Origin of the sequence: Apibacter sp. B3919 (assembly GCF_026537405.1) — a bacterium.
In the GTDB taxonomy this organism is placed as follows: Bacteria; Bacteroidota; Bacteroidia; order Flavobacteriales; family Weeksellaceae; genus Apibacter.
On the sequence record NZ_JAFNMG010000004.1, the window covers coordinates 40,034 to 63,419 of the forward strand.

At 29.3% G+C, this 23,386-nt stretch carries 20 protein-coding genes and 2 tRNA genes; 10 read left to right on the top strand and 12 right to left on the bottom strand.

Features of this window, described 5'->3' with window-relative positions:
* Positions 1-73 precede the first annotated feature (73 nt).
* Genes leuD through J3U20_RS07430 form a run of 3 tightly spaced genes read right to left on the bottom strand, consistent with a single transcriptional unit; the run spans position 74 to position 3,610 of the window.
* Positions 74-670: a 3-isopropylmalate dehydratase small subunit gene (leuD, locus tag J3U20_RS07420; RefSeq protein WP_160542771.1), complete on the bottom strand. Its 597-nt coding sequence runs from the start codon at positions 668-670 to the stop codon at positions 74-76.
* A 17-nt stretch (positions 671-687) separates the two neighbouring features.
* The gene (gene leuC / locus J3U20_RS07425) at positions 688-2,082 is read right to left on the bottom strand and encodes a 3-isopropylmalate dehydratase large subunit (RefSeq protein WP_160542770.1); all 1,395 of its coding nucleotides are present in this window, start codon (positions 2,080-2,082) and stop codon (positions 688-690) included.
* 37 nt (positions 2,083-2,119) lie between these two features.
* Positions 2,120-3,610: a 2-isopropylmalate synthase gene (locus tag J3U20_RS07430; protein ID WP_105297171.1), complete on the bottom strand. Its 1,491-nt coding sequence runs from the start codon at positions 3,608-3,610 to the stop codon at positions 2,120-2,122.
* 519 nt (positions 3,611-4,129) lie between these two features.
* On the opposite strand from J3U20_RS07430, the gene J3U20_RS07435 reads away from it, so the two are divergent.
* Positions 4,130-5,284, top strand: coding sequence for a hypothetical protein (locus tag J3U20_RS07435; protein ID WP_160542769.1), 1,155 nt, complete (start codon positions 4,130-4,132; stop codon positions 5,282-5,284).
* On the opposite strand, the gene J3U20_RS07440 is transcribed toward J3U20_RS07435, so the two are convergent.
* Positions 5,267-6,712 carry an ATP-binding cassette domain-containing protein gene (locus tag J3U20_RS07440; protein WP_221410891.1) on the bottom strand — a complete coding sequence of 482 codons (1,446 nt, stop codon included), beginning with the start codon at positions 6,710-6,712 and terminating at the stop codon, positions 5,267-5,269. The two genes, J3U20_RS07435 and J3U20_RS07440, sit on opposite strands and share 18 nt — an antisense overlap.
* Positions 6,713-6,867: 155 nt before the next feature.
* Between J3U20_RS07440 and J3U20_RS07445 the strand changes: the two genes are divergently transcribed.
* The 4 genes from J3U20_RS07445 (at position 6,868) to J3U20_RS07460 (ending at position 10,689) form a co-directional block, all read left to right on the top strand.
* Positions 6,868-7,839 (top strand): polyprenyl synthetase family protein, encoded by a 972-nt coding sequence (locus J3U20_RS07445; protein WP_160542767.1) that lies wholly within the window; start codon positions 6,868-6,870, stop codon positions 7,837-7,839.
* 5 nt (positions 7,840-7,844) lie between these two features.
* Complete coding sequence (locus tag J3U20_RS07450) at positions 7,845-8,840, top strand: GSCFA domain-containing protein (protein WP_160542765.1); 996 nt, start codon at positions 7,845-7,847, stop codon at positions 8,838-8,840.
* 29 nt (positions 8,841-8,869) lie between these two features.
* Entirely contained in the window at positions 8,870-9,640 is a 771-nt protein-coding gene (locus tag J3U20_RS07455) for a TatD family hydrolase (RefSeq protein ID WP_160542764.1), read from the top strand.
* Between the two features lie 89 nt (positions 9,641-9,729).
* Complete coding sequence (locus J3U20_RS07460; protein WP_160542762.1) at positions 9,730-10,689, top strand: acyltransferase family protein; 960 nt, start codon at positions 9,730-9,732, stop codon at positions 10,687-10,689.
* 162 nt (positions 10,690-10,851) lie between these two features.
* Here the strand turns inward: J3U20_RS07460 and rpmA are convergent, their stop codons facing one another.
* Positions 10,852-11,121 carry a 50S ribosomal protein L27 gene (gene rpmA / locus J3U20_RS07465; protein ID WP_160542760.1) on the bottom strand — a complete coding sequence of 90 codons (270 nt, stop codon included), beginning with the start codon at positions 11,119-11,121 and terminating at the stop codon, positions 10,852-10,854.
* A 20-nt stretch (positions 11,122-11,141) separates the two neighbouring features.
* Positions 11,142-11,534: a 50S ribosomal protein L21 gene (gene rplU / locus J3U20_RS07470; RefSeq protein WP_105297179.1), complete on the bottom strand. Its 393-nt coding sequence runs from the start codon at positions 11,532-11,534 to the stop codon at positions 11,142-11,144.
* Between the two features lie 149 nt (positions 11,535-11,683).
* Here rplU and fmt point away from each other — a divergent pair, with 149 nt between their 5' ends.
* The 3 genes from fmt (at position 11,684) to J3U20_RS07485 (ending at position 14,378) form a co-directional block, all read left to right on the top strand.
* Positions 11,684-12,646, top strand: a complete 963-nt coding sequence (gene fmt / locus J3U20_RS07475) for a methionyl-tRNA formyltransferase (RefSeq protein WP_160542758.1) — start codon at positions 11,684-11,686, stop codon at positions 12,644-12,646.
* Positions 12,647-12,654: 8 nt separating this feature from the next.
* A complete protein-coding gene (locus J3U20_RS07480) occupies positions 12,655-13,464 on the top strand; it encodes an HAD family hydrolase (RefSeq protein ID WP_160542756.1) in 810 nt (269 codons plus the stop codon).
* A 194-nt stretch (positions 13,465-13,658) separates the two neighbouring features.
* Positions 13,659-14,378 carry a hypothetical protein gene (locus J3U20_RS07485; protein ID WP_160542754.1) on the top strand — a complete coding sequence of 240 codons (720 nt, stop codon included), beginning with the start codon at positions 13,659-13,661 and terminating at the stop codon, positions 14,376-14,378.
* Positions 14,379-14,432: 54 nt separating this feature from the next.
* On the opposite strand, the gene J3U20_RS07490 is transcribed toward J3U20_RS07485, so the two are convergent.
* From J3U20_RS07490 to J3U20_RS07505, 4 genes are all read right to left on the bottom strand, one after another.
* A complete protein-coding gene (locus tag J3U20_RS07490) occupies positions 14,433-16,202 on the bottom strand; it encodes a mechanosensitive ion channel family protein (protein WP_160542752.1) in 1,770 nt (589 codons plus the stop codon).
* Between the two features lie 305 nt (positions 16,203-16,507).
* Positions 16,508-17,290 (bottom strand): (Fe-S)-binding protein, encoded by a 783-nt coding sequence (locus tag J3U20_RS07495; RefSeq protein WP_160542751.1) that lies wholly within the window; start codon positions 17,288-17,290, stop codon positions 16,508-16,510.
* A gap of 32 nt (positions 17,291-17,322) precedes the next feature.
* Entirely contained in the window at positions 17,323-18,642 is a 1,320-nt protein-coding gene (locus J3U20_RS07500; RefSeq protein WP_160542750.1) for a (Fe-S)-binding protein, read from the bottom strand.
* Between the two features lie 43 nt (positions 18,643-18,685).
* Positions 18,686-19,660 (bottom strand): MlaD family protein, encoded by a 975-nt coding sequence (locus J3U20_RS07505; RefSeq protein ID WP_160542748.1) that lies wholly within the window; start codon positions 19,658-19,660, stop codon positions 18,686-18,688.
* 277 nt (positions 19,661-19,937) lie between these two features.
* Between J3U20_RS07505 and J3U20_RS07510 the strand changes: the two genes are divergently transcribed.
* Both J3U20_RS07510 and J3U20_RS07515 read left to right on the top strand, forming a co-directional pair.
* Positions 19,938-20,010 (top strand) — tRNA-Gly (locus tag J3U20_RS07510).
* Between the two features lie 34 nt (positions 20,011-20,044).
* Positions 20,045-20,128: transfer RNA gene (locus J3U20_RS07515), tRNA-Leu, on the top strand.
* Positions 20,129-21,112: 984 nt separating this feature from the next.
* Here J3U20_RS07515 and J3U20_RS07520 read toward each other — a convergent pair.
* Positions 21,113-21,589: a GNAT family N-acetyltransferase gene (locus tag J3U20_RS07520; RefSeq protein ID WP_160542746.1), complete on the bottom strand. Its 477-nt coding sequence runs from the start codon at positions 21,587-21,589 to the stop codon at positions 21,113-21,115.
* Between the two features lie 653 nt (positions 21,590-22,242).
* Positions 22,243-22,821, bottom strand: a complete 579-nt coding sequence (locus tag J3U20_RS07525) for a GNAT family N-acetyltransferase (RefSeq protein ID WP_160542744.1) — start codon at positions 22,819-22,821, stop codon at positions 22,243-22,245.
* Positions 22,822-23,386 lie beyond the last annotated feature (565 nt).

Below are 23,386 nucleotides of genomic sequence, written 5' to 3' on the forward strand. Positions count from 1 at the left end.
TTTTATTAATGATACGTGATAGACCCAATGGGACCTTTACTTAGAAAAATGAGATGATAAAATCGAATCTAATTTAGTATTGAAAAACACGGTTTTTTTCATATTCTTCAATTTTATCTTTTTTAGATAATAAATAATCTATATCATCAAGCCCTTGAAGAAGGCACTCTTTTTTATAAGAGTTAATGTCAAAAATTTCCGTTTTTCCCGTCTTATTATTGGTAATTGTTTGCTTTTCCAGATCAATAGTAATAGTATTATTAGGGTCTGAATGGACATTTTCGAAAAGATCCGATAAAAATTCAGGACTTACTACTACCGGAAGTAATCCGTTGTTAAGGGAATTATTTTTAAAAATATCAGCAAAATAGCTGGAAACCACTGCACGGAAGCCATATCCGGAAACTGCCCAAGCAGCATGTTCTCTACTGGAACCGCTTCCGAAATTCTTTCCTGCAACTAATATGTTCCCGCTGTATGTTGGATTATTCAATACAAAATCCGGTTTTGGATTTCCGGTTTTATCATATCTCCAATCAGCGAATAAATTATCTCCGAAACCTTCTTTATTAGTAGCTTTTAAGAAACGTGCGGGTATGATTTGGTCTGTATCCACATTTTCAATTGGTAGTGGAACATAGGTTGATGTTATCGTTTTAAATTTTTCCATTTTGTTTTTTTAGAGGATTAGTTTAGTTTTCTAGGATCGGATATTTTTCCTGTTACAGCAGCAGCAGCAGCTACTAAAGGGCTGGCCAAAATTGTTCTAGCTCCGGGACCCTGTCTTCCTTCAAAGTTTCGGTTAGTGGTGGAAACGGCATATTTTCCGGCCGGAACTTTATCATCGTTCATAGCAAGACAAGCAGAACAACCGGGTTGACGAATTTCGAATCCTGCTTCTTCTAATATTTTATATAATCCTTCGTCGATAAGTTGTTGAGCTACACGATGACTTCCGGGAACTAACCAAGCGGTTACATTTTCTGCTTTTTTCTTGCCTTTTACAAAATTTGCAAAGGTTCTAAAATCTTCAATTCTTCCGTTGGTACAACTTCCAATAAATACATAGTCAATGGGTTTTCCTTCCATTTTTTCTCCCGGATTAAAGCCCATGTAATCCAATGATTTTTTGAAAGATATTTTACCGGTTTCATCCAATCCGTCTAAAGTAGGTATGGATCCGGTTATAGATACTCCCATACCCGGGTTAGTACCGTAGGTAACCATAGGTTCAATCTTAGTAGCGTCAAAAGTATATTCTTTATCGAATTGGGCTCCTTCGTCGGTTTTCAACGTTTTCCAGTATTCAACTGCTTCCTTCCATTTATCTCCTTTAGGAGCAAAGTCTTTACCTTTAAGATATTCAAATGTAGTTTCATCCGGTGCAATTAATCCGCCTCGTGCGCCCATTTCAATACTTAAATTACAAAGAGTCATTCGTTGTTCCATATTAAGGTTTCGAATAGCTTCTCCTGCATATTCAACAAAATAACCGGTAGCTCCTCCTGTGGTAAGGGTAGATATCATATATAATGCTAAATCTTTAGCTGTTACTCCTTCACTTAGGGCTCCGTTAAAATTAATTCTCATTGTTTTGGGTCTGCTTTGAAGAATACATTGAGTGGCCAAAACCATTTCAACCTCACTGGTTCCGATTCCAAATGCAATAGCTCCGAAGGCACCGTGTGTAGAAGTGTGACTATCTCCACAAACGATGGTCATTCCCGGTTGGGTATAGCCGTTTTCAGGACCAATAATGTGAACCACTCCGTTTCTCTCATTTCCAAGAGCATAAAGGGTAAGACCAAATTCTTCCGCATTTTTAGAAAGAGTATCTAATTGTTTTTTGGATACAGGATCTTTTACCGGTTGATCTTGATTACAAGTGGGTGTATTGTGGTCGGCAGTTAACGTTGTTTGAGAAGGTCTAAAAACTTTTAATCCTCTTTCTCTTAGTCCGTTGAAGGCTTGGGGACTGGTTACTTCATGGCAAAAATGCCTATCTATATATAATTGGGTAGGCCCATCTTGTATGGACGTAACCGTATGAGCATCCCAAATTTTGTCAAAAAGTGTTTTCATGGTATATTCTCTTTTTTAATTGGTTTTGTATATAGTGTTAAACGGTAAATTTATTTATCGCATCAAGATAAGCTTCAACGGAAGCAGTCACAATATCGGTATTTGCTGAAAATCCGTAATAATTTTTACCCTTATATTCAACTTGCATGTGAACTTTTCCTAAGTCGTCACTTCCTTTGTTAATAGCCTGAATTAAAAACTCGTGAATAGTCATTTGTTTTTTAAGAATGTCTCTCACGGTGTTAATTGCTGCATCTACAGGTCCGTTTCCGAAAGAAGTCGAAGTGAATTTTTCGCCGGCTATATTTAGGGTAACAATTGCAGCATTTTTAATTCCTTTTCCGGAAGTAACTTGTAAGTAATCGAGTTTTATACGGTTACTTTCATTAGGTTCTTTTCCTACTAATATTAAAAGATCATCGTCATTAATATCTTTCTTTTTATCAGCAAGTTCTAAAAATCGTTCGTATATATTGGCTAATTCATTCGCTTCTACTTTAATTCCTAGTAAGTTCAGTCTGCTTTTAAGGGCATGACGACCACTTCGGGCGGTAAGCACTATAGCATTGTCATCTATTCCAACTTCTTTAGGATCAATGATTTCGTAAGTTGAAAGATTTTTTAATACTCCGTCTTGATGAATTCCGGAAGAATGGGCAAAAGCATTTCTACCAACTATTGCCTTATTAGGTTGAACAGGCATATTCATTAAGCTGGAAACCATTTTGCTTACCGGGTATATTTTCTTTGTATTAATATTTGTGTCAATAGATAATTCTTTATGACTTTTTATAGCCATAACAACTTCTTCAAGTGATGTATTTCCTGCTCTCTCCCCAATTCCGTTAATGGTTACCTCTACTTGTCTGGCGCCATTGATAACTCCCATAAGTGAGTTGGCTGTTGCCATTCCTAAATCTTGATGGCAATGAGTAGATAAGATGGCATTTTTCATATCTACATGGTCAATTAAGTATTTTATTTTTTCGCCATATTCTGTAGGTAGACAGTATCCGGTGGTATCAGGGATATTGATAACTGTTGCTCCTGCATTTACAACTGCCTGGACCACTTGGGCTAAGTATTCATTGTCAGTTCTTCCCGCATCTTCAGCATAGAACTCAACATCTTCAACGAATTTTTTTGCATATGCTGTTGCGGCAACGGCTCTTTTTATGATTTCTTCTCTGGTAGAGTTAAATTTATATTTTATGTGGAAATCAGAAGTTCCGATTCCTGTATGTATTCTTTTTTTCTTGGCATATTTGAGAGCATCGGCAGCTACTTCTATATCTTTTTCAACAGCACGGGTTAGAGCGCAAATGGTAGGGTTTGTTACAGCTTTGGAAATAGCTTCTACAGAAGTGAAATCTCCCGGACTCGAAATGGGAAAACCGGCTTCTATAACATCGACCCCTAATTCTTCTAGTGCTTTAGCAATTTCAATTTTTTCAATTGTATTTAATTGACACCCCGGGACCTGTTCTCCATCCCTTAAAGTAGTGTCGAAAATGAATAATTTATCCATCCTTGGTATCGTTTTCTTTTTGTGATTAAAAAACATTAAAAAGCCTTTCTCCTTAGAGTGAGAAAGGCTTTTTATATTTTGTATAATTTACAACACAAGCATTACTCACCCTGAGCTTGACCCAGAATCAGAATAATGCTAATTATGTTAGTAAACAATGACATTCTTTGTATTAATTATAATTGGGCGCTAAATTATGATAATTTTTTTAATTGCCAAAATAAATTTAATAAAAAATATTTTTACTTTATATTGATTTGTGTATTTTTTTAAGGCATTACTTTTTGGGTTTGTGAAATTATAAATCTGAAATTTATCAAAATGTAATAAAAAATGGGTTCATATCTTATTGTTTTATCCATTATTCAAAAAATTATTAAGCTAATAGTCATATAATATTTTAATTTAGTAATTATATATTAATGAATAATAAAAATTAATATCACTATAATTTATTTTAAATAAATTATATTTGAAATTATTTTTGTTTATTATTACAATAAGCGTGAAAATGTAATTATGATAAAAAAGATTACTTTATTAGTATATTTAATTATTTTAATTGAAGTTATACTAAAGTTTATAGGTTATTATTCCAATGAATGGTTAATTATTAAAGGGTTTTATATAAATTATGAAGCAGGTTTTATTAGAAGGGGATTATTCGGGAGTATTTTATTTTTTTTAGCTAATAACACACCTATTATTGAACCTTTTAAATTTCAACTTATTTTTGAAATTATACTTATAATTCTTTTGATGTATTTTATAATAAAAGAATTTTACATAAATAAGTTAGAACCTTATATTTTATTTGGAAGCTTTATGCTTATCAATGTTATTGCTTATAAAATGTTTTTTACATTAGATGTTTTATTGATTATTTATTTTCTTTTCCAATTATATGTTATTAACAAAATAAAAGCTTTTAAATTAAAAATTGTGATATGTAATTTGATGAGCATATTTATGATTCTTATACATGAAGCTTATTTTGTTTTTACTTTTTTCCCTTTGCTTTATTGTCTCAATATTGCTAATTTAAATAGTGTATCTATTAAGAAAATTTCATTATTAATCCCTTCTTTTTTTGTTTTTTTATTGGTAGGAATTTGTTTTAATGGCAGCAATAAGGATATAAATATAATTATAAACAGTTGGAATAAATTTGGAACAGATCATTTGAATAGTATTAAAGAGCTTTATTGGGTCTTTAATTCAACAGATGAGGTAATTATGTGGAAAATCCCTATTTTTAAAAAACATCCAATTTATCTCTTAGGCTTTTTTTTAAATACATGTTTAATTTTTTTAAGCATGTTTATTTATTTGAAAAAAAATTTTCGTTTAAAATCAAATAATATATTTTCATTTTTAGCATGTCAATATATAGCTATTCTTTTGATATGCTTGATTGCTGTTGATTATGTTAGATGGTTTTGGCTTTCTAATATAATAACTTTGTTTACCTTAGTACAGGTAAATTCATCTAACAGTTTTTTTAAATCTATAAATATATCAATACCTGCTAAGGTTTGCGCATTAAATAAATATATTATCTTATTTATTGGGTTGCCCTTAGGTGGGAGCTGGTCCCCAACACAATTTATACATACCATGCCTATAAAACACCTTTTTGATTTTGGAAATAGAATTTTATTGTATTTTAGTTAGGGACAGTTCGTGATTTATTAAAGAAGGTAGTTCTTCTTTATAATGGGTCACGTAGATCAAAGCTTTGCTTGGATCGCAAAATTTTTCGATAATTTGCAGAACACGAAATTTATTATTCATATCCAGTCCATGAAGGGGTTCATCAAGAATAACGAGCGAAGGATTTTTTACAAATACACGAGCTAATAAAACTAAACGTTGTTCTCCTGTAGATATAGAGAGAAAAGAAGAATTTTTAAGTTTTTCAATTCCCAAAATTTCCATCCATTGCAAGGATACTTTTATTTGCTCTTGATCACATTTTCTGTATAAACCAATAGTATCAAAAAATCCCGATCCAACTACTTCTAAGCATGTTACATTTTTTTGATAATATAAATGCATTTCAGGTGATATATATCCCATATGCTTTTTAATATCCCAAATACTTTCTCCTGTTCCTCTTTTTTTATCAAAAAGGAGAATGTCATTGGCATATGCTTGAGGATTATCGGCAGCAATTACACTCAATAAAGTTGATTTTCCGGAGCCATTAGGACCGGATAATGCCCATTTTTCACCTTTTTTAACTTTCCAAGATATGTTTTTCAAAATGGTTTGGTTACCATATCGGATATTTAAATTATTTAATTGTAAAGCATAGTTATAACTAATTTCCTTTGGTTGATTAGAGGGGTATGGAAGTTTTTTTAATTCATAATTAAAATGAGGAAACAATTCATTTTGCAGTTTTTTATCTTCAAAAAATTCTTGAGAGGTTTTACTTGGGAATAATGTTTTGTTGTTAATGGGTAAAACGTGAGTAATGATTGGAGAAATATCAGCAATGTTTGAGATGAGTACTATTACCTGTAAGTTTTGTAAATTTTTAAGGTTGAGTAAAATCTGATCTAAAACTTGTCTGGCTTTAGTATCTAAGCCAATATACGGATTGTCTAATATTAGAATTTCGGGTTTAGTGGATAAAGATTGAATAATTAAAAATTTTCTGAGTTCTCCGCTCGAAAGGAGATCAATATTTTTCTCCATTAAGTCTTCAATTCCTACTAAGGAAATGAGATATTCCATCCATTGTAAATCAGTATTCTTGAATAATAGATCCTTAACTTGGGGCGTTTCATCTTCCAATCCTTTGTTCCACCTTTGTTGGTAATAGCTGTTTTGAGTCTTGGAAAGGGCATGAATATTCTTAAAAGCAACTATTTTTATAAAATCAGAGAGACGATTAAATTTTTTAGTATAATTAATTTTACCTTCTTGTAAAGCATATTTACCTAATAAAATATCAATCAATAAAGATTTTCCCGCTCCATTTGGTCCAATGACAGCCCAATGTTGGACAGGTGTTATTTTCCAATTTATAGGATATGAAAATTTAGCAAATTCTTTTTGTGGGATTATGTTATCCAATTCTACCATAGTGTTCATTTAAAAAAAAACTATTTATTTATATTTAAAATCTATAAAAAATTAATTATTCCTATCAAATGTAAAATATTGATAGTAAATTTATTCACAAGGGTAGGAAGAATATTTTACAAAACCTTATCTTTGTAACAATATATATAGGAAAATACGAAAAAATGCCTTTTTTAGATAAATATAGATTAATTATTAGAGATGCTATAAGTAAACATAAATTAACAAATCCTCCCCATCAACTTTATGACCCCATCAATTATATTTTATCAATAGGCGGAAAACAATTACGTCCTATATTTTTATTAATGTCGTGTGATCTATTTAAAGAAAATATTGAAAGAGCCGTAAAACCTGCTTTAGGGATAGAGTATTTTCACAATTTCTCTTTGATGCATGACGATATTATGGATAAAGCCACTTTGCGCAGAGGCAAAGAAACCGTTCATGTTAAATATGATGAAAATGTTGCAATTCTATCGGGTGATGCGTTGATGGTTAAGTCTTTTCAAATGTTAGAGGACTTGGAACCTCAATTATTTAAAAAATGTTTTCATTTGTTTTCTCAAACTGCTTTAGAAGTTTGTGAAGGACAGCAGTATGATATGAATTTTGAAAAACAATCGGATGTGTCATATGAAGAATACATTAACATGATTACCGGAAAAACGGCTGTATTGTGTGCTTGTGCTTTTCAAATGGGCGCATTATTAGCAGAAGCAGATGAAGAGGACTCAAAAAATATGTATGAATTTGGCAAATCGTTGGGAATTGCTTTTCAAATAATGGATGATTATTTGGATGTATTTGGAAATCAAAAATCTGTAGGGAAAAAACATGCAGGAGATATTGTTGAAAATAAGAAAACGATCTTATACATCTTAGCTCGACAAAAAGCAAATGAAGAACAGAGGCAAAAATTAAATGGTTGGTATACTATTACAGGAGAAAATATAAACAAAGTAAAAGGAGTTTTAGCTATTTTTAATGATTTGAATGTAGGAGATTCATGTTTAGAATTAATTAAAACCTATTCAGATCAAGCAAAAAACTATTTAGATAAAGTTAAAGCAGATGCTACCAAAAAACAGTCTTTTTATAAACTGATCGATTATTTATTAGTTAGGGAAAGTTAATAAAGATGATATTTAGAACAGAATTACCATATAATCCAAATTCAATTAAACTTGATTACAAAAGTAAAATATTTACTATAGGTTCCTGTTTCGCTACCGAAATTTCCAATAAATTATCTCAGTATAAGTTTTCAGTATTTCATAATCCTTTTGGTGTTATATTCCATCCTTTAGCTGTTGAAAATGCAATCATGAGAATTTATTCTCAGGAAGAATATCAATCATCAGAACTTTTCAAATATGAAGAATTATATTTAAGTTGGGATCATCATTCTTCTTTTAATGATATATCAAAAGATAGGGTATTATCTCATATCAATAAGAATATAAATTTAGCTAATAAGTTTCTTCAAGAGACCGATATGGTTATAATTACTTTAGGAACTTCATTTGTATACAAATTAAATCAATTTGATATAATAGTAGCTAATTGTCATAAAATTCCGAATACACATTTTTCTAAATTATTATTGGCAGAACATCAAATAAAAACTTCTTTGAAAAACATCATTGAAATGTTGACGGATATGGGAAAGAAAAACATGAAGATTTTTTTTACATTAAGTCCGGTAAGACATAGTAAAGATGGTATGGTTGAAAATAATATAAGTAAATCCAAACTTTTATGTGCCATCCATTCAGTGGTCGAATCATACGATAATTGTGAATATTTCCCATCGTATGAATTTATGATGGATGATTTACGGGATTATCGTTTTTATAAAGAAGATTTAATACATCCAAATGATGTAGCCATAAAATATATTTGGGAGAAATTTAAAAATGCCCATATTTCACCTGATGAATTTTCAACCATGCAAATGGTGAAAAAAGTAAACACTTCTTTACAACACAAAATTCAAAATACTCACACGATAGCCTATAAAAAATTTTTATATAGCATCGTAAAAAATATTCAGAATTTAGAGCCTCTTTTACCACCGGGTGCTTTTAAAGAAGAATATCAGGAATTAAGAAAAAAAATGAATGATTCTTATTAAGAAAAATTAAAAAATACCCAAATTAAACAATGCTATTGATAGATAGTCATACTCATTTATATTCTGAACAGTTTGATCACGATAGAGAAGAAGTGATTCAAAGAGCCCTGGATCATGGAGTACAACGTTTTTACTTACCTTCCATAAATTCATCTTATTATCCTAAGATGGAAGAGCTTAAAAATAAATATCCTGAAAACATGTTTTTAATGATGGGGCTTCATCCTTGCGATGTAAAAATAGATTCATACGAAAAGGAGTTAGCATTTATTGAAAATAAACTTTCCGAGGAAAAATTTGCGGCTGTTGGAGAAATAGGATTGGATTTATTTTGGGATACTTCAACTTTGGAAATTCAAAAGTATGCTTTTGTAAAACAAATTCAATTAGCTAAACAATATAAACTTCCGATCGTTATTCATGTTAGAGAAGCTTTTAATGAAGTATTGGAAATCATAAGAAAAGAAAAAGATGCAAACTTGTATGGCATAATTCATTGTTTTACGGGTAACTTAGAACAGGCAAAAGAGTTTATAGATTTAGGCTTTTATTTGGGAATCGGAGGAGTTGTTACTTTTAAAAATGGAAAAATAGATCAGTTTTTAAAAGAAATTCCTATTGAAAAGATTGTTTTGGAAACAGATTCTCCATATTTGGCACCTTCTCCTTTTCGTGGCAAAAGAAATGAATCATCCTATTTAAAAATTATTGCCGATAAACTTTCAGATATCTATGAGATGTTGCCTGAAAAAATAGGGGCTATAACTTCTGAAAATGCCGAAAAAATTTTTAAATTATAAAAATAAATAAAACTACTACTAATACTAAATACTGCTGCTATGATTACATGAAAGATAATAACATTCTTTGGAAATAAAATATAGTTCTTATGAAAAGAAATAAGCTCTTTGATTCGTTAAAATTCGTATTAATATTCTTAATGGTTTATGGACATACCTTGCAATATAATAGCGGGCATATAGTGGATACGATCTTTGGTTTTATTTATACCTTTCATATGCCGTTATTTATTTTTATATCCGGTTATTTTTCAAAAAATATTACTTGGGAAAAATATAAAAAATCTTTTATATCATTAATAATTACTTTTACCATATTCCAATTTATTTATTCATTTCCTATAATTTTTACAGGATTTAAAAATTGGATAATTTTTTTTATTAAACCCAAAGGATGGTATATCATTGGATTATTAGTATGGCGTTTTTTATTTTTAATTGCAAAAGATAAGGTTTCAAAAGTTTCTTTTTTATTAATCTCTTTTTTATTCCCTTTGGGCGTAGGATTCTTAGATACCGAAATATTCATGTTTAGAATACTTACCTTTTTTCCTTATTTTTTACTTGGTGCTTTTTGTAAGGAAGTCAGTATTGTAAGGATAAGGAATATCTATAAATTATATGCAATATTATTTTTGGTTGTAGTATTTATTAGTATTTACTTCATTGTAAATAAAGAATTTTTGATTTCTTTATTCGGGGAAGATCCTTACATAAAAAATTATAGTACCCGATATGAAGGATTTTTATATAGGATTTTAGCGTATGTTTTAGCAATAACGGTTTCAATTGGAATTATAAATGTAATACCGGATACCCTGGGTAAATATGGTTCTAAAACTTTGGAAATTTACTTGATGCATCACATTATTATAAATTTTTTATATGTTGAATTATTTCCTCTATTGAATTTTAACCCAAACTTTCTCTTAAATTTAGGTGTTACAGCTATAATTGTCATTACTTGTTTATATCTGGCAACATTTAAAATTGTTAAATTCATAATGTCTCCATTAGATTATTTTAAAAAAATCATAGTACATAGATAACTAATTAAAATTCAATCCTAAGGGTATGTATTCATAGTTTTTAGTTGTTGTTGATTTAAAGTTAAACCAATAAAGTCGATTTTTATTTAAAAATTAATAAATAAAAAAAATCCGATAGTTACTACCGGATTTTCATATTTTTAATATAATCGTATTAAATTTTTAAGCTTGAGCTTCAGTACTAGGTTGTATTGAAACATAAGAACGATTATTTTGTTTTTTTCTAAAAACTACTACACCATCTGTAAGAGCAAACAAAGTATGGTCTTTTCCCATTCCAACATTATCACCTGGGTGATGAGTTGTTCCTCTTTGTCTCACTAAGATGTTACCTGCTTTGGCGTCTTGACCACCGAAAATCTTTACTCCTAATCTTTTGGAATGTGATTCTCTACCGTTTTTGGAGCTACCAACTCCTTTCTTGTGTGCCATGCTTTAATTACTTTATTAAATTAATCTTCTGCTTTAACTTCTTTAACTTCCGCTTCTTTTTCTTTTTTAGGAGCTGCTTTTTTTGCTGCCTTTTTAGGAGCTTCTGCACCACCTATGGAAACAATTTGAATTTGAGTAAATTGTTGTCTGTGACCGTTTTTTACTTTGTAACCTTTTCTTCTTTTCTTTTTGAAAACAATTACTTTGTCTCCTTTTACTTGATCTAAAACTTTAGCGACTACTGTCACTCCATTAATAACCGGGGCGCCAACTGTTACAGAACCATTATCGGTAAGCAATACTTTGTCAAAAGTTACTTCGTCGTCAATATTTGCTTTTAAACGGTTTACGAACAATTTTTGGTCTTGCTCAACTTTGTATTGAAGCCCTGCTATCTCTACAATTGCATACATAAAATTTTCGTTTTTTTTGAACTGCAAATATAATGATTTTTTTCAGAACAAAAATGTAAAATGTATAAATATAAAAAAGTGATAAATGTATAATACAAAAAATACAATGTTTACCTTTGTATTATACAAAATTTATACGCGTATTTTACATGACAAGAAAAGCTCTAAGAATAGTCTACATGGGAACTCCGGAGTTTGCTGTAGCTCCTTTAGAAGAAATAATAAAATCCGGATATGAAGTAGTGGGAGTAGTAACTACTCCTGATAAACCGGCAGGAAGAGGACAAAAAATGGCTGAATCAGCCGTTAAAAAATATGCAGTAAGTCAAGATTTGACTTTGTTCCAACCCGCAAAAATGAAAGATCCCGAATTTATAAATCAGCTTCAACAATTAAATCCGGATGTAATCGTTATTGTAGCTTTTCGTTTATTGCCTAAAGAAGTTTGGTCTATTCCAAAATTAGGAACTTTTAATTTACATGCATCCTTATTGCCTCAATACAGAGGAGCTTCACCTATTAACTTTGCTATTATCAATGGAGATAAAGAATCGGGGGTTACCACATTTTTTATTGATGATAAAATTGATACCGGTGAAATTTTGTTGCAAGCTAAGACTGAAATTAATGATTCCGATGACGCCGGAATTTTACATGATAAACTAAAAAATTTAGGAAAACAATTAGTAGTAAAAACTCTTGAAGGCCTTTCAGAAGGAACATTAAAACCTCAAAAACAAATTTTAAAAGAGGGGGTTGAATATAAATATGCTCCTAAATTATTTAAAGAAGATTGTCAAATACATTGGGATGCACCTTTAGAAAATATACACAATTTAATAAGAGGTTTAAGTCCTTATCCTGCTGCTTTTACCCATTTGTCGATAAATGGAGAGTCTAAAATATTAAAAATTTATAAGGGGCATTATAAAATTGAAAAACATATTCTAGATATTGGAACTGTATGTATTGAAGGCAAAAAAACATTTAAAATTGCAGCCGCCGATGGATTCTATTTTTTAACTGAAGTTCAATTAGAAGGAAAGAAAAGAATGGGAATTTCAGATTTTATAAACGGATTAACAATAAAACATAATTTAAAAGCTAACTAAAATAATATATGGACTATAGTAAGTTAAAACTGGTAGTTACAGATATGGATGGAACACTGCTTCATTCAGATTATACACTCAATCAAGAGTTCTTTACAATATATGAAAAACTGAAAAAGTTGGATATAAATTTTGTCGTAGCAAGTGGAAGACAGTATGAAAGTCTCTTAGGGGTTTTTGAAAAAATTAAGAATGAAATATATTTTATTGCTGAAAATGGAGGAAACGTAGTACACAAAGGAAAGCAGTTATTTATACATGAATTGGATCAAAATGTTATCCATGAAGTAGCCCAACTGATACGTCCCTTACCCGATACTCAAATGCTTTTATGCGGTATAAAAAGTGCATATATTGAAGAAGGATTTTCGGAATTTGAAAAACAAATAGCCCCTTATTATCCTAAAAGGAAAATTATTCCGAGCTTTCAGGAGCCTATTGATGATCAGATAGTCAAAATGGCGATATACAACAGTGTAGGTTCGGAAGAAAATATTTTGCCTTATGTGAAACACCTTAGCGAAAATTACCAAGTAGTTGTATCAGGTAAATTTTGGCTGGATATTTCCGTTAAAAATGCCGATAAAGGATTTGCTTTAAAAGAAGTTCAAGAAATATTAAACATATCTAAAGCAGAAACTATGGCTTTTGGAGATTTTTTAAATGATATAGGAATGATGCAGGAAAGTTATTTTAGTTACGCAATGAAAAATGCACATCCTAAATTACAAGAAATTTCCAAATTTAAAACAGATTCCAATGATGAAGATGGGGTATTAAATATTTTAAAGGAAGTAATAGCACAAAGGGAAAGATAATATATAGAAGCCTAAGTCTCTAAATGTTCTGAATATTTGGAAATAGGATCGTTATTTAAGAATAATTCTGAAAAGAAATTATGAATAAGAAAACAGTTGAATATACCGGTCGAATTCAATGGTTGTTTTATTAGTAACTCTGTAAATTATCAATTTTTAATAATACATATTAATTTTTTAAATAATTAAATAAAATGAAAAGAAAAATACTTACCTTATTACTGGTTATTTCTTTTATAGCGAAAGCAAATGTAGTAACCGGTACTCATTGTACGGTCTTATCCAAAGAGATTGAAAAAGAACCAACGTTGGAATCCGTTTTAAATCATTATTACGTTGCTGTGGCCGGCAGTAAAGAAAAATTACAACAAATAACCACTTTGATTTCTGAGGGCAAAATAACATTTGCTCAGTTGCCGGAACCTGCTGATTTAGAAATTAAATACAAAGCACCTAATAAATTTGTATCTAAAATATCAATCATGGGTCAAACCATTATTAAAGGTTTTGACGGGAAAAAATTATTTTCAAATTTACCTGCAACCGGTGAAAAAGATGAATTAAATGAAATGAAAGTTAAGAAAGGGATTTTTTCTGAATTGTATATTACCAAAGATAATGCGGTGTTAGAAGGTAAAAAAAATTTAGACGGTAAAGAAGTTTATAAAATTACGGTTACAGAAGGACCCATTAAAACTATTCTTTATTTCGATGTAGAAACGGGATTTAAAGTAAAAGAAGAAACTTTAAAAGAAAATGAAGTTGTATCAAAAGAATATTTAGATTACAAAGATTTTGAAGGATATAAGTTCTCCACCAAAATAAAAACCAAAGTACCCGGCCAAACAGCGGTTCAAACGATAACCAGCTATAAAATAAACCCTAAACTAGACGATTCCCAATTTAAACTATAAAAATAAAAGAAGATAAGGCCTTTTTAAGGCCTTTTTTTATTGTGTTGTGTCAGTTCAATCATTAGATTGGTGTTTATATTGGGAAGGCATTACAATTTCATTTCCATCGCGTTCTGCATAAAAATGAGGCGATAAAATTTCAATTCCTTCTTCATGAAAACGATCCATAATATTTTTATGAAGATTTGAATAAACTTTAGGCATAGCCAAATCCCGATCCGTATAAGCGTTAATCTGATAACAGCAATAGAAATCTTCCAATTCTTTCACCAATACAAATGGAGCAGGATTTTTTAACACTCCTTCTGCATTAGTAGCTGCTTCAATAAGTAAATCTTCCACTTGTTTGCGGGGAATATCATAACCCACCGTAATATCTGAATATATTATAATCCCGTAATTTCTTGCCGAAGCGCTATAATTAACTGTTTGAGAAGAAAGAATAAAAGAATTAGGAATAGTAATCAATTCATTTTTTGAAGTTCTAACTCTCGTTACAAAAGGTGTTTTTTCTACGACATTACCAATCGTATCATTCAGCTTAATCTGATCTCCGATTTTAAATGCACGCATATAAGTAATAACCAATCCGGACATTAAGTTTCCTATTACGGTAGTGGATCCTAACGATATAATAAGACCGATAAATACGGAAATCCCTTGAAAGGCGGGAGAATTAGAATTAGGAAGTAAAGGCCAAATCATAATAAACATAAAAGAATAAAGTAAGAATCGAAGTATGTTGAACGTTGAATGCGCCCAATCCGGATAGAAGCCTTTGATTTTAATTCTTTCTTCAGCTATTTCTCCTGAAAAATACTTTAATATTTTTATTATGTATTTGAAAATTAGATATATAAAAATTATCTTAACTAAATTGGGAATATAATGTATAATGGTATTTCCCATATCTTTAGCAAGATTTCCCATAAAAGTAAACATGTGATATACATATTTTTCTGTTTCAGGGAAAATCGAAAATATGATAAAAATAGATATAATTAATTGGACAATGATAAATGAATATTTGGTAACTTTTGTTATAGAAACCAATAAAACTTCCTGTCGATCATTCGTAAGAAATTTATTTGCTTTGAATTTCTCATTAATTATTTTCTTGAGGCGACTCTTAATTTTTATAAATAATTTTTGGGTAAAGTATATGGCAATTATTTGAGCAATAATGACTAAAAATAAAATTAAAAATGACTTAATTTTTTGTTGAAGACCATATTTGGAGTGTAATTCAGATATTTTTTTAGAAATAATTGCTGTATATTTTTTGGCAAGATCTTGACGAGTGGTATTTTGCCATAAACCATCTTGATCCGATAAAGTAATTATAACCTTGTCTCCGGACATAATATCTGTAACGTATTCGGTTTCATACATGTATATAGAATCGGGTTTAAGCTTTAGTTTTTTTCCTTCCGCTATTATCACTTCCTTTACCTTACTTGCCCGGTCTGCAGGCATTACGCCGCCTCTCCGAGCATATAAATTGAATAAAGTGTCATTATCAATTACAACAGGATACCCTTTGGTGATCGCCCGTAATGAATCAATTTGTTTTTTTTGTAATGCTTTTTTTAGGGAATCTGTTTTTCCCATATTTTTCTTTTCATTCAGAAGGGCAATTTGGCTTAATTTTAATTCCTGAACTTGCATTTTAAGTTCTTGAATCTTAAGCGAATCTTTTTTTTCTTTGGATAATAGGGAATCTTCGTGTATGTTATTCTTTTCATTAATATGTTGAGCATATATACCTATCGCTGTGAATAAATATAGGATAACAAAATATATTTTTCGGTTAGTTTTTCTCATGTGGTGGTTTTTATTGGCTTGGTGTACGTAATTAATTTTTAAATGATTTATGATAAATTTAAAGAAATTGATCAACTAAAGATTACTATTCAAGAACTATAATTTTAATACAATATAATAGTTTTTTTTCTAATTCGATATATAATATAAATAGTAATAAATGGAATAAATATTTTATTTTAAAGCAAATAAACTAATAATATTTCAAAATAAAAAATAAATATTTAAGACAGATTATGATATATTTAACTGAATAAGATACAGTTATAATAAAAAAGAATTATAAGTAGGAGAGGTGGATAAGATTAGCTTAAATTTTCATTCAATAACTCTGCTAAATCTTTAACATAGATTTGAGAGTTATTATTTTTTGATTGAAGACCGTCTGTAAGCATCGTATTGCAGAATGGACATCCCGTTGCTATTATATCGGGATTAAGTTGTAAAGCCTCTTCTGTTCGCTCAACATTGATATCTTTGGTACCGGGTTCCGGTTCTTTAAACATTTGTGCTCCACCCGCACCGCAACATAAACCGTTTTGTTTACATCTTTTCATCTCTAACAAATTAACTTCCAATTGGGCCAACAATTCACGAGGAGCTTCATACACATCATTAGCTCTTCCCAAATAACAGGGATCATGGAAAGTTATCTTTTTTCCTTTATAAATTCCTCCCTTAACTTTTATTTTTCCTTCATTTAAAAGAGAAAGTAAAAACTGTGTATGATGTAAAACTTCATATGTTCCTCCTAATTGAGGATATTCATTTTTTAATGTATTAAAACAATGAGGACAAGCGGTAACAATTTTTTTTATTTCATATGAATTTAAAACTTCAATATTCATCAAGGCCTGCATTTGAAATAGAAATTCATTTCCGGCTCTTTTGGCCGGATCTCCGGTACAACCTTCTTCCTGCCCTAAAATAGCAAATTCAATATTGGCCTTTTGAAGTAAAGAAGCAAATGATTTTGTTATTTTTTTGGCTCGATCATCAAAACTTCCGGCACATCCCACCCAAAAAAGTATTTCAGGGGATTTTCCTTCTGCCTTAAATTCTGCCATGGTTTTAATAGGTCGATCCATATTTTACGTTTATTTACAAAAATAAATTAAAATTATTCTTTAGTCCAATTGGCTCTATCATTTTGACTGAATTGCCAAGGGGCATTATTATTTTCAATATTGCTCATCATAGAATTTAATTCGCTAGGAGCAGCAGTTTTCTCCATTACTAAATATCTGCGCAAATCAATTAGTATGGAAAGAGGGTTTATCAATAATGGACAAGCCTCCACACAAGCATTACAAGTTGTACAAGCCCAAATCTCTTCATGAGTAATATAGTTACCTAAAAGTTGTTTGTCGTCATCTAAAAAATTCCCGTTTTTGTCAATATTTCTACCGATTTCCTCGATACGATCACGAACATCCATCATGATTTTTCTTGGAGATAATTTTTTTCCGGTTAAGTTTGCCGGACAACTTGATGTACACCTTCCACACTCAGTGCAGGTATATGCATTCAATAATTGGATCCAAGATAAATCAGTAGCGTCACTGACACCGAATTTTTCAGGTACTGATTCTTCCGTTGATGCTTGATAAGGATCAGCATTGGGATCTAATAATAATTTTACTTCTTTAGTTACAGTGTCCAAATCATTAAGTTGACCTTGATTGTGAAGGTTAGCAAAATAAGTATTTGGAAAAGCAAATAGGATATGTAAGTGTTTGGAAAAATATAAGTAATTTAAAAAAAAGAGAACCCCGATGTAATGAAACCACCAGGCTGATTTTTGCATTATATACAAACTTTCAACTGAAAAAGTCGAAAATACGTTATTAAAAATGCAATTGCTTACAGGAAAAAATCCGCATGAATATAAAATACCTTTTTTTTGAAGAGTAAAATCGGCAGCATTCATAATGAGCAAAGAAAGCATCATTAAGAACTCAATAATCAAAATAAGATTTCCGTCCATATGCGGCCAACCCAGCAAATCTTTAGAATTAAGCCTTGGAACTTTGAGTATGTTTCTACGTATAAAAAATAGGGTTACCGCAATTAAAACAGAAAATGATAGAATATCTACTGTTCCGGTTGTCAAATTATAAAGAGGAGAGGGGAGAATTTTTCCGAAATACCGATGGGTTCCCCAAATACCATCAACAAATATTTCAATTAATTCTATATTTATGATGACAAATCCTATATATACAACAAGATGCAAAATTCCGGCAACCGGACGGGCTAACATTTTCCCTTGCCCAACGGCAATACGTAAAACTAATTTCCATCTTTTGGAGGGATTATCCGAACGGTTTTCTGCTTTACCTAATAATATATTTCTTTTTATTTTAAGGATATTACGAACAAACAATCCAATTCCTGCAAATGCAAGAAGTAAGAATATGATGCTCTGTATGTAATCCATAAATAGTGTATTAGTGGATAATCAACCCTTATAACATACTATATTATTTGGCTGTTCCTTCTTGTTTACTCTTTTTTCCGCCACCTCCGAAAATTGAAAAGTGAACATATCTTTTTGGATTGGTTTTTAAATCATCCAATAAAACACTTAAATTTTTAGAAGCTTGAGTTAAGTTAGTATATAAACCGGGATCATTCATTAGTTTTCCCATTGAGCCTTCTCCCGAATTTATTTTACCGGATATTTCGTTGAGATTATTTAATGTAGATTCTAATTTTTTAACGGCAACATCTAAATCTGCTTTATTGATCTTATCAGCCATCATTCCATATTTTTCAACCGTAGTATTGGTTGTAACTATCATTTTATTGGCATTATCAATAGCTAAATTAATTTTTGAAGAATTATTAGCCAGTAATTGGTTAGCCCCTTTACCTAATTTATTGAATTCTGCTATAGCTTGATTTAAATTTGCTAAAGAAGATTCTATATTTTGTCGATTTTTTTCATTTAGAAGTTTATTAGTAGAAGCTAGAGTAGAATCCAGTCTTAATAAAACTTTATTGGCATTATCACTAATTGGTTTTATCTTTTCTTCGGCTAAATCCATTAGGCCCGGCAATAAACTTCCTTTCAAGGTATCTCCTGTTTTTGCTATTTCTGATTGATCTTCAGCCAGAACCAAGTTAATTTCTGCACCGTTCATAAAGCTGGTAACTATTTGAGCTACAGAATTTTTAGAAAATTGATAATCTTTATCAACATTTATTGCTACAATAAAGCTTATATTTTTTGTTTTGGTAGGTACAGGAATGATAGATTCCACCATTCCGACTTTTAAGCCGTTTATATTTACATTTTTGGATTTAGATAAGCCTTCTACTTTATTATATTTTACATAATAGGTGTTTTGATTTGTAAAAACGTTTTGCGCTTTTAAAAATTTAAACAACCACCAAAAGGCTAATAAAGTTACAATTACTATTATACCCGCTATAAATTCCTTTCTTGCTTTCACTTTTAAATTTTGAATAACTTTTCGACAAATATAAACAATTAATAAAAATTCTATTCTTTTTTTTAAGTTGAAGATGCATAAATCAGATATAAATAGAAGTTTTGAAACCTTTTTAGCCTTAGCATTACTAAATTAGTAATTTTTTAATAGATTGAGTACTAATGGTATAAATAATTTGAGAGTAAAAATAGTTTAAAAAATGAAAAAAAAGTTTGCAGATAAGAAAAATCAATTCTATATTTGCAAACCAATTTACAAGAAAGACGTTAATTGAAGTGCGAAAATAGCTCAGCTGGTAGAGCACGACCTTGCCAAGGTCGGGGTCGCGGGTTCGAGTCCCGTTTTTCGCTCAGGTTTGATAATTAAAATACTAAAAATACTAATGCCCCGGTGGTGGAATTGGTAGACACGCAGGACTTAAAATCCTGTGGCCATTAGGCTGTACGGGTTCAAGTCCCGTCTGGGGTACTCAAAGACCGTTAATCATTTTGAAATTCAAAAGATTAGCGGTTTTTTATTTTTAATATTTCCCATATATCCCTCAAAATAATTTAATATAATCAGTTTCCAAATTAATCATTTTTTAATTTCTATCCATTTCTAATTATTATATCATATTTAAAAGCTACAACATCTTCAAACGAACCAAATTTAGAGTAGGTGTATTTGATATATTTTTATCTTCTTATTTCTGTTTTTTTCAATTGATTTATTGTACTATATTTTGACCATAATCAAAAAATAATACAGGATGTTTTGCGAATGTAAAATGAGTGTTTTTAGAATTTTATCTGTAATGGTTGTGATTGGAAGAATAATCTGATAAGTATTATCAATACTAATAGGTGAGCTGCTTCTTGTATTTCAAAAGCATTAATTAACGCTCATCTATCAAAAATAGCACTAATAAAAAGTTGAGCTATAATTAAGAGACTTCCAGCCCTTTTTTATTTTGTTGTTAATTCATGTATGGTTTTATCAGATATTTTAATTCTGCTATTTTTTTAATTCCTGATGAATGGTATTGAAGAAAATTATTGTAATAATAATTAGTGGAATTATCAAAAATATTTTACCGGATAAAACAAGAGTATTTAAATAGTATAGGAAAATATAAAAAGAAGCATTAAACTAAGACTTGAAACTATTAGTATAAAATAGATATTTATAAATTCAATGACTTTAATATCATATTCAGTGTATAAAAATAATATATTGTTGTGCTTAATCCTACAACATATGCCCATATATTCCGGGAAAGGATATTTATTTTCAAATTATTATCGGGCAAAAGTTCCGATGATAATTTATTTAACAGGATTCATACTGATAGTATCAAAAATTTTATATGATATTTCTTGTATTTTCTTTAAATAATACAGGAAATGAATTAATAAAAGGCAATACATATATAAATGAATGTACAAAAATGAATTTCAGTTCTGAACATTATTAATATCTATATATAAAAAAATAAAAATCAAATCCAAAATCTTCTTTATTCACACAATATATTTCAAACCCATTTTTTTCATAAAATTGAATATTTTTTACTGTTGATGTCTCTAATACAATAGCTTCTTTTTTTCCTTTATAATATTCTATAAGCTCTTGTAGAAAATCAGTACCTTTCCCTTTTCCCTGCTGTAAAACATCAACCCCCAGAAACCATAGTTGAATAAAATCAATGTTTTTAGGCAGTGTTTCATGAGTAATCTTTTCTTTTTTCACTACTTTATAGGCATTTTTTAATCCACTCACACAACAGGCAAATTTAATATCCCGTATAAGGGATCCTAATGTAGTTTTCTTTTTTTTATGATCTATGAGTATTGCACAGGCGGTTTCTTTTTCATTTAAAAATATATCTCCAAATTTTTCACCTATATATATAGAATAATCCATCAAACTTGAAATATATTTTTTCATTTTTTTGTTTTAAAACAAAATTTACAGACTTATTATTTACAAAAGCTTTTGTTAGTATGTGGTTAATTTTAGTATAATTTTCACTTACTGCTTTTTTCATAAATCAAATTTTATAAATGATAAGAATAATATAAGAGACTAATTTAAGATAAATTTTATTTTATTTGAATTTTATTTTTATTAATAAGTTTATTGTTGGGTTTTAGTAAAAATCTAAGGAAGTTAATATTTCTAAAATTGTGAGTATAGTGATATCTATGTCTCTCTTTCCATTTTGACCTTATGAATAAAGCTGTATTATAAAATCCAATGATGGATGGATTAAAACCATCCATTCTACATTATCTAATAATTGAGTATAAGCTTCATTTCTTTCAATATAAATAAACTTTGTTATTTGATAGTTATAGTTTAAGGATTCAGCAATTACATTGGTAGCTTCTTTGTAATTGTATTTAGCTAGTCCTTTAAAAATACTTTTTGTCTGCTTCGTTGTGGTTAGATCGTTGAAAAGATAAATTAATTTTTTCCTTCAGTATTATCTTTATTAAAAACATAAAAAATATAGGTTTTTAAATTTTGCAGCTTAGAATAATTTTTAAATAATTATATAGTTAGTTAGTATTCTTGAACTGGAAAGTATAATGAAAAAATTATATTTGATTTCTTAATTTGAGGAAATAAAGTGGATAATTGAGTTCATGTGTTTCATGGAAAACGGTAAATCCTAAATTTTTATAAAATTTTATATTTGGGGGAATAGTTGTTTCCACATAAATTAAATCTCCTTTATATCTTTTAAGGGTTTCATTGATTAATTTGCTTCCTATCCCTTTGCCTTGAAATTTGGGTCGAACTCCCATTAACCATAAATGCTTAAAAGGTTCTTTAGGATGATACTTTTTTAAAAGATTTTCCCTTTCCAGGGTTTTATAAGTATTCTCAATGCCTATACATTTAAAAAGAAGTTTAATTTCCCAACTAACCTTATTTAGACTGGGGTATATTTTATCGATATATAATACACAGCCATTTTTATCATCACTAATAAAAACTTCTCCATATTTCATTGACATTTTAAATTGATAATCCATTAGAGCCATTAATCTTTCATGCCTCTTATAGTCATTTTTTATCGTGAAGTTAATTGAATTTGGAATAAGTACATTAAAGAAAGCACTATGTAATATTTCAAGAGCTATGTCTCTTTCTTGTTTTGTTGCTTTTATCATTCTATTAAAACAGCAATAAAATTAATTTTTAATGAAAACAAATAATTAATTATAAACATAATAGCTAATTTAAGATAAAAAATAAAAATGAATCAAACATTCATTTTAGTTTTTATAAATTTTATGAATATATAATTTCATAAAAATATAAGAAATACTAAGCTAAATATCTCATATTTTAATTTGTTTACGTATATAAAACAATGATGTTCAATTAAATGAAGGATGAAATGTTGGCTTTATTTTTAAAATAATAAATTTTAACATAATTTTTATATAATATAAATAATGTAAATTTTATACTTATTGATACTTATTATTTTTTTCTATTTATTTTTTAAGAGATAAAAAATAATATAAGATATATATTGTGAATAATTTATCTATTTTATGATAATTATTTTAATTATGAAATTACGGTAACAGCCAAAGGTTAAATTTCTTACATTTGATGTAATAAATTCGTAATCAGGGTTTATTAACACTAAAATTCAATAACGATTTACTTATTCAATGAGTAAATAAATTTAAAATGCCAAAAATGTATTTTTTTTGGCATTTGTTT

What these genes read in the sequence shown, in the direction of transcription:
- J3U20_RS07495 (WP_160542751.1), bottom strand. Translation starts at nt 17,290, where the DNA reads ATGGATCGACCTATTAAAACCATGGCAGAATTTAAGGCAGAAGGAAAA.
- J3U20_RS07435 (WP_160542769.1), top strand. Translation starts at nt 4,130, where the DNA reads ATGATAAAAAAGATTACTTTATTAGTATATTTAATTATTTTAATTGAA.
- J3U20_RS07460 (WP_160542762.1), top strand. Translation starts at nt 9,730, where the DNA reads ATGAAAAGAAATAAGCTCTTTGATTCGTTAAAATTCGTATTAATATTC.
- rpmA (WP_160542760.1), bottom strand. Translation starts at nt 11,121, where the DNA reads ATGGCACACAAGAAAGGAGTTGGTAGCTCCAAAAACGGTAGAGAATCA.
- J3U20_RS07525 (WP_160542744.1), bottom strand. Translation starts at nt 22,821, where the DNA reads ATGATAAAAGCAACAAAACAAGAAAGAGACATAGCTCTTGAAATATTA.
- J3U20_RS07455 (WP_160542764.1), top strand. Translation starts at nt 8,870, where the DNA reads ATGCTATTGATAGATAGTCATACTCATTTATATTCTGAACAGTTTGAT.
- J3U20_RS07440 (WP_221410891.1), bottom strand. Translation starts at nt 6,712, where the DNA reads ATGAACACTATGGTAGAATTGGATAACATAATCCCACAAAAAGAATTT.
- J3U20_RS07485 (WP_160542754.1), top strand. Translation starts at nt 13,659, where the DNA reads ATGAAAAGAAAAATACTTACCTTATTACTGGTTATTTCTTTTATAGCG.
- J3U20_RS07500 (WP_160542750.1), bottom strand. Translation starts at nt 18,642, where the DNA reads ATGGATTACATACAGAGCATCATATTCTTACTTCTTGCATTTGCAGGA.
- rplU (WP_105297179.1), bottom strand. Translation starts at nt 11,534, where the DNA reads ATGTATGCAATTGTAGAGATAGCAGGGCTTCAATACAAAGTTGAGCAA.
- leuC (WP_160542770.1), bottom strand. Translation starts at nt 2,082, where the DNA reads ATGAAAACACTTTTTGACAAAATTTGGGATGCTCATACGGTTACGTCC.
- J3U20_RS07480 (WP_160542756.1), top strand. Translation starts at nt 12,655, where the DNA reads ATGGACTATAGTAAGTTAAAACTGGTAGTTACAGATATGGATGGAACA.
- fmt (WP_160542758.1), top strand. Translation starts at nt 11,684, where the DNA reads ATGACAAGAAAAGCTCTAAGAATAGTCTACATGGGAACTCCGGAGTTT.
- J3U20_RS07445 (WP_160542767.1), top strand. Translation starts at nt 6,868, where the DNA reads ATGCCTTTTTTAGATAAATATAGATTAATTATTAGAGATGCTATAAGT.
- J3U20_RS07490 (WP_160542752.1), bottom strand. Translation starts at nt 16,202, where the DNA reads ATGAGAAAAACTAACCGAAAAATATATTTTGTTATCCTATATTTATTC.
- J3U20_RS07430 (WP_105297171.1), bottom strand. Translation starts at nt 3,610, where the DNA reads ATGGATAAATTATTCATTTTCGACACTACTTTAAGGGATGGAGAACAG.
- J3U20_RS07520 (WP_160542746.1), bottom strand. Translation starts at nt 21,589, where the DNA reads ATGAAAAAATATATTTCAAGTTTGATGGATTATTCTATATATATAGGT.
- leuD (WP_160542771.1), bottom strand. Translation starts at nt 670, where the DNA reads ATGGAAAAATTTAAAACGATAACATCAACCTATGTTCCACTACCAATT.
- J3U20_RS07450 (WP_160542765.1), top strand. Translation starts at nt 7,845, where the DNA reads ATGATATTTAGAACAGAATTACCATATAATCCAAATTCAATTAAACTT.